At 44.0% G+C, this 15,952-nt stretch carries 17 protein-coding genes; 7 read left to right on the top strand and 10 right to left on the bottom strand.

Annotated elements, in window-relative coordinates; translation table 11 throughout:
* Window positions 1–3: 3 nt before the first annotated feature.
* The 5 genes from VYM24_RS24185 to tsaB all read right to left on the bottom strand — a co-directional run bounded on the left by VYM24_RS24185 (window position 4) and on the right by tsaB (window position 4,192).
* Window positions 4–864 carry a M23 family metallopeptidase gene (locus VYM24_RS24185; protein WP_007667822.1) on the bottom strand — a complete coding sequence of 287 codons (861 nt, stop codon included), beginning with the start codon at window positions 862–864 and terminating at the stop codon, window positions 4–6.
* A 42-nt stretch (window positions 865–906) separates the two neighbouring features.
* On the bottom strand, window positions 907–1,443 hold the full coding sequence (rimM, locus tag VYM24_RS24180) for a ribosome maturation factor RimM (protein WP_299094130.1): 537 nt from the start codon (window positions 1,441–1,443) through the stop codon (window positions 907–909).
* A 42-nt stretch (window positions 1,444–1,485) separates the two neighbouring features.
* Complete coding sequence (gene murA, locus VYM24_RS24175) at window positions 1,486–2,790, bottom strand: UDP-N-acetylglucosamine 1-carboxyvinyltransferase (protein ID WP_299094131.1); 1,305 nt, start codon at window positions 2,788–2,790, stop codon at window positions 1,486–1,488.
* Window positions 2,791–2,875: 85 nt separating this feature from the next.
* The gene (locus VYM24_RS24170) at window positions 2,876–3,496 is read right to left on the bottom strand and encodes a DUF4290 domain-containing protein (RefSeq protein ID WP_291550749.1); all 621 of its coding nucleotides are present in this window, start codon (window positions 3,494–3,496) and stop codon (window positions 2,876–2,878) included.
* 3 nt (window positions 3,497–3,499) lie between these two features.
* Window positions 3,500–4,192 carry a tRNA (adenosine(37)-N6)-threonylcarbamoyltransferase complex dimerization subunit type 1 TsaB gene (tsaB, locus tag VYM24_RS24165; protein WP_330941081.1) on the bottom strand — a complete coding sequence of 231 codons (693 nt, stop codon included), beginning with the start codon at window positions 4,190–4,192 and terminating at the stop codon, window positions 3,500–3,502.
* A 203-nt stretch (window positions 4,193–4,395) separates the two neighbouring features.
* Between tsaB and VYM24_RS24160 the strand changes: the two genes are divergently transcribed.
* The 6 genes from VYM24_RS24160 (at window position 4,396) to nadD (ending at window position 8,213) form a co-directional block, all read left to right on the top strand.
* The gene (locus tag VYM24_RS24160) at window positions 4,396–4,947 is read left to right on the top strand and encodes a LemA family protein (protein ID WP_291550753.1); all 552 of its coding nucleotides are present in this window, start codon (window positions 4,396–4,398) and stop codon (window positions 4,945–4,947) included.
* Window positions 4,948–4,958: 11 nt separating this feature from the next.
* Window positions 4,959–5,888 (top strand): DUF3137 domain-containing protein, encoded by a 930-nt coding sequence (locus VYM24_RS24155; protein WP_291550755.1) that lies wholly within the window; start codon window positions 4,959–4,961, stop codon window positions 5,886–5,888.
* Window positions 5,889–5,970: 82 nt separating this feature from the next.
* Window positions 5,971–6,849 (top strand): YicC/YloC family endoribonuclease, encoded by an 879-nt coding sequence (locus VYM24_RS24150; protein WP_291550757.1) that lies wholly within the window; start codon window positions 5,971–5,973, stop codon window positions 6,847–6,849.
* Between the two features lie 19 nt (window positions 6,850–6,868).
* Window positions 6,869–7,432, top strand: coding sequence for a guanylate kinase (gene gmk / locus VYM24_RS24145; protein WP_291550758.1), 564 nt, complete (start codon window positions 6,869–6,871; stop codon window positions 7,430–7,432).
* An 11-nt stretch (window positions 7,433–7,443) separates the two neighbouring features.
* Complete coding sequence (locus VYM24_RS24140; protein WP_118464208.1) at window positions 7,444–7,647, top strand: hypothetical protein; 204 nt, start codon at window positions 7,444–7,446, stop codon at window positions 7,645–7,647.
* Window positions 7,644–8,213: a nicotinate (nicotinamide) nucleotide adenylyltransferase gene (gene nadD / locus VYM24_RS24135; RefSeq protein ID WP_330941080.1), complete on the top strand. Its 570-nt coding sequence runs from the start codon at window positions 7,644–7,646 to the stop codon at window positions 8,211–8,213. Before VYM24_RS24140 ends, nadD begins: the two co-directional genes overlap by 4 nt.
* A gap of 12 nt (window positions 8,214–8,225) precedes the next feature.
* On the opposite strand, the gene VYM24_RS24130 is transcribed toward nadD, so the two are convergent.
* A complete protein-coding gene (locus VYM24_RS24130; RefSeq protein WP_330941079.1) occupies window positions 8,226–8,840 on the bottom strand; it encodes an HU family DNA-binding protein in 615 nt (204 codons plus the stop codon).
* Window positions 8,841–9,283: 443 nt separating this feature from the next.
* Here VYM24_RS24130 and VYM24_RS24125 point away from each other — a divergent pair, with 443 nt between their 5' ends.
* Window positions 9,284–10,237 (top strand): hypothetical protein, encoded by a 954-nt coding sequence (locus VYM24_RS24125; protein ID WP_330941078.1) that lies wholly within the window; start codon window positions 9,284–9,286, stop codon window positions 10,235–10,237.
* Window positions 10,238–10,324: 87 nt separating this feature from the next.
* Here VYM24_RS24125 and VYM24_RS24120 read toward each other — a convergent pair whose 3' ends face one another.
* From VYM24_RS24120 to VYM24_RS24105, 4 genes are all read right to left on the bottom strand, one after another.
* Window positions 10,325–10,471, bottom strand: a complete 147-nt coding sequence (locus VYM24_RS24120; protein WP_291599832.1) for a DUF3791 domain-containing protein — start codon at window positions 10,469–10,471, stop codon at window positions 10,325–10,327.
* A gap of 168 nt (window positions 10,472–10,639) precedes the next feature.
* On the bottom strand, window positions 10,640–11,977 hold the full coding sequence (locus tag VYM24_RS24115; protein ID WP_224320297.1) for an NADP-specific glutamate dehydrogenase: 1,338 nt from the start codon (window positions 11,975–11,977) through the stop codon (window positions 10,640–10,642).
* Between the two features lie 430 nt (window positions 11,978–12,407).
* Window positions 12,408–14,696, bottom strand: a complete 2,289-nt coding sequence (locus VYM24_RS24110; RefSeq protein ID WP_025834143.1) for an NADP-dependent malic enzyme — start codon at window positions 14,694–14,696, stop codon at window positions 12,408–12,410.
* A gap of 295 nt (window positions 14,697–14,991) precedes the next feature.
* Window positions 14,992–15,891: an OmpA/MotB family protein gene (locus tag VYM24_RS24105; RefSeq protein WP_330941077.1), complete on the bottom strand. Its 900-nt coding sequence runs from the start codon at window positions 15,889–15,891 to the stop codon at window positions 14,992–14,994.
* Window positions 15,892–15,952 lie beyond the last annotated feature (61 nt).

Raw genomic sequence — 15,952 nt, 5'->3', positions numbered from 1 at the left:
CACTTAAAATACAATATATTGTTCCGGATTCACCGCCCGTCCTTTGTGCCATAACTCAAAGTGCAGGTGAGGACCGGTTGTCAGTTGTCCGCTGTTTCCTACCAAAGCAATAGCCTCTCCGGCCTGTACAGTGTCTCCTTCACGTTTCAATAAGGAACTGCAATGCTTATATACGGATATAAAGTCTTGATTATGTTGTACTTCTATCACATACCCTGTTTCGGCCGTATAAGTACTCAAGATAACTGTACCATCCAGCGTAGCAAGTACGCTCTCTCCGGGATTGGCGGCGATATCTGTACCGTAATGTTTTCTGTCAGCATCAAATTTTTCTGTGATCATCCCTCGCGTGGGACGATAAAATATCAATCCTTCTATGTCCGGGCGGGCTGTAATGCTTGTCAGATTATACTTTTCTGTTTCTTCATATTGTTTCCGGAACTCCGCTTCCCGCTGTGTGCGTTCCATCAACGAGTCTTCGCGTACGGTAGTCAGTGAGTCCATATTGTGCACAGTATCTACCCGTATGGTTCCACTGAAAATATCCTGTATATTCATGATATACAAATTCTGGCGATCTACCAACTGTTGAAGTGAATCTACTCGTAAAGCATTCTCTACCACTTGGGCACGGATTTCACTGTTCATATATCCCGGTAAGTAGTTACGCAACGGAGTGAAAGCAATGATAACTGAGGCAACCAAAAACAAAACAGTCAGCACAGAAAGTAATACCGAGATGCCGTTTAACTTGGATACACGGAGACCGACTACTTCTTCGAGTGTATTCTCGTTGATGATAGTCAGCTTATATTTGAATTTGATATTACTCCAGAATGCTTTATGTCGTTTCTTTTTCACCATATGCGTTTATCACTTTATCGCCCTATCGCTTTATCACTCATATTACACTTCCTCTGTTTCATCCAAAGCCAGCAATCCTTCGGGTAAATCCATTGTGATTACTTTGTGCTTTTGGTCAATGTTCAGGATGAATTCTTCTTGTGCAGGAATCAGTAACTCTTCTCCCTGATGATCCACTACAAACAAGGTGTTGATGGTTGCAGTATCCACCTCTGTCACTTCTCCTAAGTCTCCGTGGTTAACTTCTTCTACGCGGAAACCTACGAAGAAATCCCAGGTCAGTTCTCCCGGTCCGGCATCTTCGGCATGTTTGGCAGGAAAATAAACTTCCACGTTGGTGAACATCCGTGCACGTTCTGCCGTATCTACTCCTTCCAGCTTTACCAATGCAGTGGAGTCGGAACGGAAACGGTATTCTTCCAGGAAGAAAGGTACGAAAATACCATCCAACAGGCAGATTAGGTATTCAGCTTCCACCCGGTCAAAAATGTCATCGCTGAACGTGAATGACAACTCGCCGTGAATGCCGTGCGGTTTGTTGAATACTCCTATCTTATATATATCTTCTCTTTTTATCATCTTATCATCCTACCATTCTTAATCATCTTCCATCATCCCATATCATATTCTCGTAATTCTTGCTCCGATAGCGTTCAGGCGTCTTTCGATGTCTTGATACCCCCGGTCTATTTGTTCAATGTTGTGGATGCGACTGCTTCCTTCCGCACTCATGGCGGCAATCAGCAATGCAATGCCGGCACGAATATCAGGTGAAGTCATATTCCCGCCTCGCAGACGCATGGCATGGTTATGGCCAATGACGACGGCACGGTGAGGGTCACAAAGAATAATCTGTGCTCCCATATCTATCAGTTTATCCACAAAGAACAGGCGGCTCTCGAACATCTTCTGATGGATAAGCACGCTGCCTTTTGCCTGAGTGGCAACTACGAGCATTACACTCAGCAAGTCCGGCGTCAGTCCCGGCCAGGGAGCATCGGCAATGGTCATGATGGAACCGTCCATGAACGACTCTATCTGATACGTTTCCTGTGCAGGAACATAGATATCGTCTCCCCGTTGTTCCAGTTTGATGCCCAGACGGCGGAAACTTTCAGGGATGATGCCCAGGTTTTCATAAGAAACATTCTTGATGGTGAGCTCACTTTGCGTCATGGCTGCCATACCGATAAAACTGCCGACTTCGATCATATCGGGAAGTATCGTATGTTCGGTACCGTGCAGTTCGTCCACTCCTTCAATGGTCAGCAGATTGGAGGCGATGCCTTGTATCTTGGCGCCCATGCGGTTCAGCATTTTGCAAAGTTGTTGCAGATACGGTTCGCAGGCGGCATTATAAATAGTGGTTGTTCCTTTGGCTAGTACCGCTGCCATCACGATGTTGGCAGTTCCGGTTACCGAAGCTTCGTCCAGCAACATGTAGGTGCCTTTCAGTTTGCAAGCTGAAATCTCATACGCTTCGCGTTCTGCATTGTACGAGAAATCTGCACCCAGGTTCTGTATACCGATAAAGTGAGTATCCAGACGTCTGCGACCTATCTTGTCCCCACCCGGTTTTGATATCATCGCTTTATGGAAGCGTGCCACCATTGGGCCGATTAACATAACCGAACCTCGCAAACTGGAACATTTCTTCAGGAATTTATCACTTTCCAGATAACTCAAATCCAGCTTTTCAGCTTTGAAACAATATGTATCAAGCCCTTTTCTGGATACTGTAACGCCCATGTCACGCATCAATTGAATGAGATTGTTGACGTCCAGTATGTCCGGAATGTTATGTACGGTCACCTCTTCGGCTGTCAGCAGCGTGGCGCAGATAATCTGCAATACCTCGTTTTTTGCGCCTTGCGGATGAATCTCGCCGGATAATCTGTGTCCTCCTTCAATTACGAATGATGCCATTGGGATTTATGATTTATGATTTATGATTTCAGATTTATGAACAGATATACCGCTTATAAATCATAAATCTGAAATCATAAATCTATTAGTACTTTCTCTTATTATTTCGATTATCTCTCCGGTTATTCTGATTGTTCATTTTCGGACGGTAGTTCTGATTAATACGTTCAGCCATCAGTTTGATGATGTCATCCGTCATCTGCAATTTGCCACCCGAATATTCATTAAGATCTTCTGCAATCTTGCGGTCGTCTACCGTATCCTTGTTCCAGGTCATGTAGTCTTTCTTCATGTGATTGCAGATCAGAGCAATCAGATTCTGCTTTTCATCTCCTTCGGGGAAGTCAATTGCTTTCTTTATCAATACTTCCAGTGTACGGCCGTAGTGGCGGTAACGGATTTTTGTACTGGGATAGGGGATCACCTCCGGACGGGTATTCAAATTATCTTTGCGGATAATTTCATACGGGTAATCGATATCCAGTCTGAAGTCGGACATGATAGCCAGATGATCCCATAGTTTATGTTTAAAATCAGGTACATCACGCAGATGCGGGAACATATTACCCATAATGTTGATAATGGTGTTTGCGCAACGTTGGCGTTCGGTGCGATCTTTGATTGTTAACGCGTGGTCAACCATGTTTTGGATGCTGCGTCCGTATTCCGGCAAAGGCATCCGCTTTTGTTGAGTGTTATATTGCATATATTATAAAAGTTTTTTCGGTTGGGAAGCTACAAACTCTTTCAGATAGAATGGTTCAAAATAAGCTACATCTTTAAAGTCGTTTTCGGCTATTGCTTTTTCTGCAAGTGGGAACATCATCTTTGCCAACGGACGAATATCGTCAATGAAGTGCGCATTGGGATGAGTTATTTTATCTTTGCACTTGGCAGCTCCGTCTCCAAAGAAATAAACAGGATGTTGATCCAGAAATTCCGTATAAGAGTTTTCGTCTACAATGTCAGCGGCTATATCGCGCACAGGTTTTAAGGCACGGTCGTAGATGGCGGCATATACTTCCATGCGGCGTGCGTTGATCATCGGGCATAGCAATGCGTCTTCGGGCAATTCATCATGATAAAGCAATACTGGCACGCATTGTACTTTCAATGTCGGAAGACCGATCAGCGGAATATTGCGTCCGTAACAAACTCCTTTTGCCATAGATACGCCGATACGTAGTCCGGTGTAAGAACCCGGTCCGCAACTCACCGCCACTGCATCAATCGGCATGGCGTGACTGTCGGCAAACGACAGAGCTTCGTCTATAAAAACTCCTAGCAAAGCGGCATGAGACGGGCCGTTCAGGTCTTCTTTGTTAAATACATTTTGTCCATCTTCACTCACAGCAACGGAGCATGTCGAGGTGGACGTTTCAATATGCAAGATACACGACATAGTCTTTTGTTAGTTTAATTGTGGCAAATTTACAGGTTTATTTTCAGATACACAAGCGAATCCAAAAAGGGTTCGGTATCTTTCTTATGGCATAATTGGCAGGTTTTTAGATTATTTCTATCTTTGCTATCTGATTTTAGGAATAAATACTGAATTCGTTAACATAAAATAACCGGCACAAGGAGGTCGTTGTATCTGTAATTATGATCGTAGCTATTATTATTGTACTTTTTATTTTGGTGGTGATTTCGATGTACAACTCATTGGTGAGAAAGAGAAATCAGATAGAAAATGCTTTTTCCACTATCGATGTCATGTTAAAACGTCGCTTCGATTTGATCCCCAATCTGGTTGCAACAGTTCAGCAATATGCCAAGCATGAAGCGGATACATTTGCTGCAATAACGGAAATGCGCAACAAGACTTATACTTCTCTTAATGACAGCGAAAAGGCTGACTTTGACAAAATGTTTTCTAAAGTGCGTACTCAATTCTTTGCAGTGGCGGAGAACTATCCCGAACTAAAAGCTTCTGAAAATTTCCTGCAATTGCAGCGTTCGCTCAATGAAACGGAAGAACAGTTGGCGGCTGCCCGCCGCACTTACAATGCTTCTGTAACCGACTACAATAATGCTGTCCAGACTTTCCCTATAAATCTGTTGGCAGGTATGTTTGGCTTTACAAGAAAAGCGGTGCTGACAATTCCGGAAGCGGAACGTGTAACTCCGGATGTAAAGAACTTGTTCAATTCATAAAATAGCCGGCAATGGATTATGTAGATTTTGACTCTTTGGCGCAGAAGCTGGCCCCCACATTGCAAGTTCTGGAAAATAAGCGTAAGGAACTCCTGAGGAAAGGGCGTTCAGAGGGTTTGGCTTATGCTGCCATTTTTTTTGTAGTAGGAGTGATTGCTTTGTTAATACTTAAATTGGAAGGGATCTTTGGACCGATAGTTATTGTTGTTATTTCTGTAATCATTTTTATTACTTGTATCAATAATAAGTCGAAAATATTCTCCTCTTTTTATAAAGAAGAAGTGGTAGATGAAATAATCCATGCTTTTTGTCCGAATGCGACCTATTCTCCGAACGACGGAGTGGGTGAGGAGCTTTTTAGAAATAGCGGACTGTTTACTTCTCCCGACCGTTATCATGCCGAAGATCTGATAGAAGGATGTCTGGATAAAACCAGCTTTATTTGTTCCGAAGTACATGCTGAAGAGCGTAGGGCTCGTTCTACCAAGAATGGAGTGCAGTATTATTGGGAAGATATTTTCAAGGGATTTCTTTTCATTGCTGATTTTCATAAGGAATTTCAGGGAGAAACGACCCTCTTACGGAACAGTTTGTTTAAGGTTAAGATGGGAGCTTCAAGAGTGAAAATGGAAAATCCCGATTTTGAAAAAGTTTTTGATGTCTTTTCCACGAACCAGATTGAGGCCCGCTATCTGATTACCCCTTCCATGATGGAAAGAATGTTGAAGTTGGATAGCAATTTCAAGAAAGGAGTTACCATCAGTTTCCGGAATTCTACGATTCTGGTCGCCATTCCGGATTCAAAGAACCGGTTTGAAGCAGATGTGTGGAGTTCTTTGAACGATATGAGCATCCTTAAATCAGACTTTGCAGTGCTTCAATCCTTGTTGGATATTGTAGATGAACTGAACTTGAACACACGTATTTGGAGTAAAGAGTAAACGATAAATACATCACTTATTTCTTGAATAATTTTCACTAATGAAAATATTCATGTAATTTTGCGGAAAACTAAAGAATCTTATGATACAATCCATGACCGGATACGGTAAAGCGACCGCTGAACTGTCCGATAAGAAAATCAATGTAGAAATCAAATCGCTCAATAGTAAAGCGATGGATCTGTCAACCCGCATCGCTCCCCTCTACCGGGAAAAAGAAATAGAAATCCGTAACGAAATTGCTAAGGCACTGGAACGTGGTAAAGTGGATTTCAGTCTGTGGATTGATAAAAAAGATGCCTGTGAACTGGTTACTCCCATTAATCAGGATGTGGTTGTGGCGTATTACGAACGGATTCGCACTATCTCCGAAACTACCGGTATCCCTGCACCCGAAGACTGGTTCTCTACTTTGCTCCGCATGCCGGATGTGATGACAAAGAACGATATTCAGGAACTGAGCGAGGAAGAATGGAAAGCTGTGCATGCCACTGTGCTTCAGGCCATTCGGAACCTGGTTGATTTCCGTATACAGGAAGGCGCGGCTTTAGAGAAGAAATTCCGCGAAAAGATTTCAAATATTGCCAAGTTGCTGGCTTCTGTTGATCCGTACGAAAAAGAGCGTGTAGAGAAAATCAAAGAACGCATTACAGATGCTTTGGAAAAGACCATCAGTGTGGACTATGACAAGAACCGTTTGGAGCAGGAACTCATCTACTACATTGAGAAACTGGATATCAACGAAGAAAAACAACGTCTGAGCAACCACTTGAAATACTTCATCAATACTATGGAGGATGGAAGCGGACAAGGTAAGAAGTTGGGTTTCATTGCCCAGGAAATGGGACGTGAAATCAATACGTTGGGAAGCAAGTCCAATCATGCTGAAATGCAGAAGATTGTAGTGCAGATGAAGGATGAGTTGGAGCAAATCAAAGAACAGGTATTGAACGTGATGTAATTACTATTCCAATTTCAATATGGCTAAACTTATTATATTCTCAGCCCCTTCAGGGTCCGGGAAATCAACCATTATCAACTATTTGTTGGAGCAGAACCTGAATCTGGCTTTTTCTTGTTCCGCTACCAGTCGTCCGCCACGCGGAACAGAACAGCATGGAGTGGAGTACTTCTTTCTTTCTCCCGAAGAATTTCGTACCCGCATTGCCAATGACGAGTTTCTGGAATATGAAGAAGTGTACAAAGACCGTTATTACGGTACATTGAAGTCTCAGGTAGAAGCTCAGTTGACTGCCGGGCAAAATGTGGTTTTTGATGTGGACGTTGTAGGTGGTTGCAATATAAAGAAGTATTATGGCGACCGTGCTCTGTCAGTATTCATTCAGCCACCTTCGGTAGAGGAACTTCGTAAACGTCTGATAGGGCGTGGAACGGATGCTCCCGAAGTGATAGAAGCCCGCGTAGCCAAGGCGGAATATGAACTGACGTTTGCCCCTAAGTTCGATAAAATCATTGTAAATGATGATTTGGAGAAGGCAAAGACGGAAGCTTTGCAGGTAATCACAGAGTTTTTATCGAAATAATAAGGTCTGTCATGTATCAGCCGAAACCTGTTTCTCCTAAACAGAACAAGTCTTTGTTGATTCTCAACGCACTCCTGGCACTTATATCTTTGGTGTCAGGTCTGATGGCGTTGTATTATAGCCAATGGACAATAGTTCTTGGTATGACATTGGTATTGCTTTCAAGTTGCATCAATGTTTATACTTGCTGGAAACGTATGAAAACAAAAGAATGAAAACGGGTATCTTCAGTGGCTCCTTCAATCCGGTACACATCGGACATCTTGCCCTTGCCAATTATCTTTGCGAATATGAAGGGCTGGATGAAGTGTGGTTTCTCGTAACCCCTCATAATCCGTTGAAGGAAGAAGATGAATTGATGGATGATACCTTCCGTTTGAAGTTAGTTCAACTTGCCATTGAGGCGTATCCCAAGTTTAAAGCTTCTGATATTGAGTTTAATCTGCCCCGTCCGTCCTATACCATCCATACATTGGATAAACTGAAAGAAACCTATCCCGATCGGGAATTTCATTTGATTATCGGTTCGGATAACTGGGCACTCTTTCCCTGTTGGTATCAGTCGGAGCGTATTCTTGCCGAAAACCATATTCTTGTGTATCCTCGTCCCGGTTATCCGGTTTCTTCCGATTCCCTTCCGGAGAATGTAAAAGTAGTTTCTTCGCCTACTTTCGAGATTAGCTCTACCTTTATTCGCCGGGCGATGGAGGAAGGGAAAGATATTCGTTACTTCCTCCATCCTGCGGTTTTCGAGGCATTGCTTTCTGCGTTTTCCCGCTGAAAGGAGTATGGCTTATTCTTGATTCCTCTTTATATAAACCACTGAACGTCCTCCGCCCCGTTTGCGAATAATGCCTTCTGCCAGATATTCTTGTAAATCACTACTGGCGCGGCGGTCCGTTACATTCGTCAGGCGGGAGTACTCGGTGCGTGTGATGCAGATGTTTGCTTCCAGGAATTTCAGCATCATTTCTTTTCTTTTTTCCGGGGCTACTGCCGGTTTCTTTGTCGCCATCTTCTTGTCCAGCCTTTCCAAATGCATTTGATGCCTCACGTATTTTTTAAATTCTTTGCTTGGACGGAACTTTACCGTTTCGAACCGTACGGATTCGGCACGGATGTCTTTTTTGTTCATGGCGGGTCGCGTGCATTTCAGTGTAGTGCTGAAATAGCCCAACTCGTCAAATTCCACATTGTAGCCTTCGGCAAGCCAGTCGCCCAGCGCATTGCTGATGGCTTGCATGATGCCTACTATCATAGCGTGTGGCATATGTTGCTCTTTCATCACCCGTTCCTGAAATTCTTTTGCTGTAATGGTACCTTTGGAGTGTACACGTGCGTGCAGTGGTTTCTTCTTACCTTCGCCACTGGGGTCCGGTGTTTCGTAGAGGTCATAAAAAGTACTCATATATACATTGTTTTAAGAGGTTTATACTTCCGTAGAAACAAACTGGCATCGGAACCGCAAGAAACTAATGTCGGATGTGCTACAAACTAATATCTCAGATACAAAAAAGTATTCTTACTACAAATATAGTAGTTTCTTACAATAATTGTTCTATTTTCTTACAATAATTATAGAATTTTCTTACAACAGTTGATGTATAAATAATTTTTAGGCAACGAATTATTAGTTTCTTGCGGTGCAGGGATTAGTTTTTAGTAAGGATGATATTAGTTTTATTAAGGCATCAAGGCTTGGCTCTTGCTGGCCAGATTTACTACGCTTTCTTCTGTTTTCTGGTTTATTTTGTTTACTTTTGCAAAAGATTATTTAAACACGCTTATAACAACATTTGCTATAATTTGTCAAACCGAAAATGAGAAAAAGGTAATAAACCAAGTGAGTGCATGAAACCCAAAAGAAACAGGATATTTTGTCGTGATTGCAATAGATACAAAACACTATTTGAGTCAGAGTCAAAAGCGGATAATTTTATTAAATTCAATCATGAAGAGATAGAGGCGTGCAGTGGCCATGCTCCTAACCGGAGTTATTATTGCCGTTCGTGTGCTGGTTGGCATGTCACCAGTAAGCAGGAGTATGATGATAGTCTGCCTTCTTTGACCGATAAAGTGCTTGATGCTTATAGGGCAACTTTCTCAAAGACGTTAGTCCCCGATAATAGAATGTTGCTGCGGCACGCTGATGAAATAATGTCTGATATTGCAAAGCTCATAAAAGAGGAGAAGCCTGAAAAATGTGCTTCTCTTTTCCAAGAGGTAAATAGTATATTTCAGCGTATTCCTGATACGGATGATATCATTAAATATAAGGAGAGTCTGCTTTTGCGTTATAAAAAGCTGATAACTAAAATGGATTGTAATATGTTGGATGCATCTATTATCCCAATGGACAAAATGCAAGTTTCAGTTACAGAGTCTAAGTTGAAAGAACTTGAAATACAATATGATATGGGAAATTATGATGTTGTTAATGAACTTTTGCAAGATGCTTTGGATGCTGTGTCGAATGTTGATGATGGGCCGTATAAATTGGAATTAAATAAGCGCATTAAGGTAATAGGAACAAAGAGCAGTATCAAGGCAGGCATTGAGGCAATAGAGAGGATGCGGAATCCGGACAAAAATAGTTTGCTTACAGAGTGTGAGGAAAATCTTATTAAAGTAGACTTGTCGTATGTATACGGAGAGTATCATGAATGCGTAAAATTGATACAATATGTAAGAAGGGTATATGATGTGGCATTGACTATCGAAGGTTCTGAAGCAAGAAAGAAGAAGATAGAGAGTCAGTTACATAAATACATAGAATTAGTTTCTGTTGCATTGCAAGCTCTTTGATTCTATATATAACTACTATTCCCAAATATTCAATGTTTTCAGGATATCTTCTGTTACATATTCCCGGCTTTGGGTGTGAAGTACATCCTAAAACTCCCAAATATAGTTTTCAATCAGATTGATGCGCTTCATGCGCAAATACATTTCTGATGCCGGACATCCCATTGCACGGGCGGCGGACTCAATGCATGAGGATGCAAATATAGTTTTTAATTCTTCTTCTGTTACTGGCATAATAAATTAAGGAATAAAGCTATAATTGAAAAAATAGAGATTTTCTTTGGAAAAGCATGCAAAAGTTGGTCTTTTTATATAATAGCACTCATAGGTGTCTGAGAAAAAGAAAATCCCCTTCACACCGGGTGCAAAGGGGATTCTCATATATAACAACTATAGCTTTCTTTACACGATACCTTGTGCCATCATAGCTTTCGCCACCTTCATGAATCCGGCAACGTTAGCACCCTTCACATAGTTCACATAACCGTCAGCTTCTGTACCATACTGTACGCAGGCTTCGTGAATGTTCTTCATGATGCTCTTCAGTTTCTCGTCTACCTCTTCAGAGCTCCAGCTCAGTTTGATAGAATTCTGAGTCATTTCGAGGCCGGATACTGATACACCACCTGCATTGGCAGCCTTACCCGGGGCATACAGAATTTTGGCATCCTGGAATACTTTGATAGCTTCCGGAGTAGAAGGCATGTTAGCACCTTCGGAAACAGCTATACAGCCGTTTGCTACTAACTGGCGAGCGTGATCGCCGTTCAGTTCGTTCTGAGTTGCAGAAGGCAGAGCGATGTCAGCTTTTTCACCCCAAGGTTTAGCTCCTTCTACATACTTAACACCCGGATATTGCTCTGCATATTCGCGGATACGTCCACGGTAGAGGTTTTTCAATTCCATGATGTAATCCAGTTTCTCGCGGTCGATACCTGCCGGGTCGTAAACGTAACCGTCAGAGTCGGACATTGTCAGAACTTTACCACCCAGTTCGAGAACTTTTTCAGCAGTATATTGAGCTACGTTACCGGAACCTGAAATCAGACAAGTCTTGCCTTTCAAGTCGGTACCTTGCTTCTTCAGCATTTCCATCAGGAAGTAGATGTTACCGTAACCGGTAGCTTCCGGACGAATCAGTGAACCACCGAACTCACGGCCTTTACCGGTAAATGTACCGGTGAACTCACGAGTCAGCTTCTTGTACATACCGAACATGAAACCTACTTCACGACCACCTACACCGATATCACCGGCAGGTACGTCAGTTTCAGGACCAATGTGACGCCACAGTTCCAGCATGAATGCTTGTACGAAACGCATTACTTCGGCATTGGATTTACCGCGCGGAGAGAAGTCGGAACCACCTTTACCACCACCCATAGGCAGCGTAGTCAGTGAGTTTTTGAAAGTCTGCTCGAAAGCAAGGAATTTCAGGATTGAAAGGTTTACAGAAGCGTGGAAACGGATACCACCTTTGTACGGGCCGATAGCGTTGTTGTGTTGAACGCGGTAACCCATGTTGGTCTGAATGTTACCCTTATCGTCCATCCAAGTCACGCGGAACTGGTAAACACGATCGGGGATGCAAAGACGTTCAATCAGATTGACTTTGTCAAACTCCGGGTGTTTGTTGTACTCTTCTTCAATTGTAGAAAGTACTTCTTCCACTGCCTGATGATACTCTGGTTCGTTGGGGAACCGTCTCTTCAAATCTTCTAATACCTTAGCTGCGTTCATAATCTATTTCTTTTATTGGTTATTTTTCAGTTGACGAGAGTTCAGTTGACAAGTTGACGAGGGGTTCAGTTGATAAGGCATTTGCGCTGCCGCAGGGAATTCCTTGTAACTTGTTTCCTCGTATCTCGTTTCCCTTTTTCTCTGTTGCGGTTGCAAAAGTACACATAAAAATGAGACAAACAAACAATTTATAAAGAAAATGCGGTAGAAAACAACATTTTTATTGTTTTCTACCGCAAAAAGGAATAAAAAGACATTATTTATCCTCTCTTTAATGATTTTATTACCGGAATGAACACTAACGCTGCCGAAATGATAAGCGTCATGATGACTGGGCCATCAATTCGTTCGACAGTAGTCAGAACTATGTAGCAAAGTGCTGCCCAAAGCAGCACAATGCAAACACTTTGTGATTTCGATAACGGACGTCTCATTTACCTGCTTTCTTTTTGTCCACGATAGCATCGATAACGGCTACTGCGGTGATATTTACGATGTCGCGCACGGAACTTTCGAAGTCGGTGAAGTGGATAGGTTTGTTCAGGCCCATCTGTATCGGACCAATCAGTTCCATTTCCGTATTCATAGCCTGCAACAGTTTGTATGCGGAGTTGGCAGAGCTCAGGTTCGGGAATACGAGGGTGTTCACATCCTTGCCTTTCAAGCGGGTGAAAGGATATTTGGCGTCGCGCATCTTGCGGTCCATGGCAAAGTTCACCTGCATCTCACCGTCGATGGCGAGGTCGGGATAGTTCTGCTGCATGTACTCTACGGCTTCGTGTACGCTTACCGGACTACCTTCGGTGTCAGCGCCGAAGTTGGAATAGCTCAGCATGGCCATTACCGGGGTATGGTTGAAGAAACGTACGGTGTGCTCTGACAGTTTGGCAATGTCAATCAATGTTTCGGCATTGGGGTGACGGTTGATTAATGTGTCGGCAAGGAAATACGTTCCCTTCTTGGAGTTCAGGATGTGCATCGTACCGAAATGCTTGTATTGCGGTTGTATGCCGATAACTTCCTTGGCTACCTTGATGGTGTTGCTGTACTTCGTATAAAGACCGGTGATGAATGCATCCGCATCGCCTGTTTCCACCATCATCATACCGAAGTAGTTGCGTTCGAACATCTTGTCGTTGGCTTCCTCATAGGTAGCACCTTGGCGGGCACGCTTTTCAGAAAGGATGCGGGCATAACGTTCGCGGCGTGCTGCTTCATTCGGATGGCGCAGGTTTACAATTTCGATACCTTCCAGACTGAGGTCGAGTTCTTTTGCCAGTTTTTCGATGGTCTCGTCGTTACCTAAAACGATGGGATGGCAGATACCTTCGGCTTTGGCTTCTACGGCTGCTTTCAGCATATTGGGGTGAGAACCTTCGGCAAATACCACACGTTGCGGATTGCGGCGGGCGGTGTCGTAAAGCTGGCGGGTGAGTTTGCTTTCGTAACCCATGAGTTCGCGGAGTTGTACGCAGTAAGCATCCCAGTCCTCGATGTTCTTGCGGGCTACACCGCTTTCCATAGCTGCACGTGCCACGGCGCAGGAAACTTCGGTGATGAGGCGCGGGTCAACCGGTTTCGGGATGAAGTATTCAGGGCCGAAACTAAAGTTGTTTACATGGTAAGCCTCGTTCACAACATCGGGCACAGGCTGTTTTGCCAGGTTGGCGATGGCGTGTACGGCGGCAATCTTCATTTCCTCGTTGATGGCCTTTGCCTGCGTGTCGAGCGCGCCACGGAAGATATAGGGGAAACCGATTACATTGTTAATCTGATTCGGATAGTCTGAACGTCCGGTTGCCATCAATACATCGGGGCGGGCTGCCATGGCATCTTCGTAAGAGATTTCCGGTGTCGGGTTGGCGAGTGCGAAAACGATAGGAGACGGGGCCATGCTGCGTACCATGTCTTGTGACAGTACATTGCCTTTGGATAATCCCAAAAATACGTCTGCGCCTTTGATGGCTTCTTCAAGAGTATGGATGTCGGTGCGGTCGGTGGCGAAGTAACGCTTCTGTTCGTTGAGGTCAGTACGTGTCTTGCTGATTACGCCTTTGCTATCCACCATCACGATGTTTTCCAGGCGGGCACCCAGCGAAACGTACAGCTTCGTACAGGATACAGCCGATGCACCGGCACCGTTCACTACGATTTTTACATCTTCAATCTTCTTGCCTGCTACCTGCAAAGCGTTCACAAGTCCGGCACTGGAGATGATGGCCGTTCCATGTTGGTCGTCGTGCATCACGGGGATGTCGAGTTCTTCTTTCAGGCGGCGTTCTATTTCGAAACATTCGGGAGCTTTGATGTCTTCCAGGTTGATACCACCGAAGGTAGGGGCGATGGCTTTGACTGCCTGGATAAATTTTTCAGGGTCTTTCTCGTTCACTTCGATGTCGAACACGTCGATGCCGGCGTAAATCTTGAAAAGCAATCCTTTACCTTCCATTACGGGTTTGCCGCTCAACGCGCCTATGTCGCCCAGACCGAGCACTGCGGTACCGTTGGAAATTACAGCTACCAGATTACCCTTCGCTGTATATTTGTATGCGTCCTGCGGGTTCTTTTCTATTTCAAGACATGGCTCCGCCACACCGGGGGAGTATGCAAGTGAAAGGTCGGTTTGGGTACTGTAGGGCTTGGTGGGCACTACTTCTATCTTACCTGGTTTGCCTTGTGAATGATACAGCAAGGCAGCTTCTTTGGTTATCTTAGCCATGGTAGTTGATTATGAGTTGTTAGTTAAAAGTTATAATTTGGGCGCAAAGGTAGGAATAAATGTGATAAAATGTAAGTGCGTGTGCGATAAAAACTATTAAATTGTACTTATTTAGGGCTTATAGAAGGAAAAAATAAGCAAACTGTCTCTGAATAGCAACTTGCCGTTATTTTGCTCCGGATGACAGAGTGATGGGCTTCTTCCTATTCAGAGACAGTCTGAGGTTTGTTTTTGGGATTATAATTTTTCCCTATGTTTCTGCCTGTGAGTTAAGTAATTGCAGGCAGTATTTACTTTATTCGGCTTTTTCTTCTCCTTCCGCTTCCGGCGCCTTGTCTATCAGTTCCAGGAACTGGTCGAGCTTCGGAGTGATGATAATTTGCGTACGGCGGTTGCGTTGCTTGCCCAGTTCGGTGTCATTATCCGTGAGGGGATTGTATTCTCCACGGCCGGCAGCGGAAAGACGTTTGGGGTCAACGCCGTATTGATTCTGCAAGGCTTGCACTACGGATGAGGCACGCAGGGCGCTCAAGTCCCAGTTGTTGCGGATGTTGGGGCGGGAGATGGGCACATTGTCCGTGTTACCCTCTACCAATACTTCGTAATCCTTGTAATCGGTGATAATCTTGGCAATTTTGCTCAACGTTTCACCGGCGCGTTCGTTGATTTCGTAACTGCCGCTCTTGTATAGCATGTTGTCTGCCAAGGAGATGTAAACCACGCCTTTCAAGACCTTTACATCCACCTCTTTTAGCTCTTCGCGGCTCAGGGAGCGGGTGAGGTTGTTGGTCAGCACTACGTTCAGTGAGTCTGATTTGCTCTTGGTGTCCACCAGTTGCTTGATGTAGCGGTTGGAGGCGTTAATCTCATCCACCAGTTTGGAGATGTTGATGTTGCCTTGGGAGTTCTGCTGGAGGCTCTTGTCGAGGGAACCTTGCAGGGTGGCATAGCTGTTGCGCAACTCCTGATTGTTTTTTCGGGCTTCGCTTAGGCGATCCTCCAAGCTTTTGGCCTGCGTGCGGTACTCGGCAAGCTGGATTTGCGCATCCTGATAGGATTTATCGAGGGTGGTCTTCTCGTCCTTCAGCTTGTTATAATCTGTTTGAAGATTCACTAATTCTTTCTTGCTTACGCATCCCGTCAGGAGCAGAGTCCCGATCAACAGAAAGGATGCAGCTAATTTTGTACGTTTCATAAATCTTTCTATTATAATGTTTATAAGTAATATAACGCTAATAGTTTCCAAATGGTTGAAC

It is taken from the genome of Bacteroides sp. MSB163, assembly GCF_036416795.1.
GTDB lineage: Bacteria > Bacteroidota > Bacteroidia > Bacteroidales > Bacteroidaceae > Bacteroides > Bacteroides maternus.
This window is presented reverse-complemented; position numbering and strand designations above follow the sequence as displayed.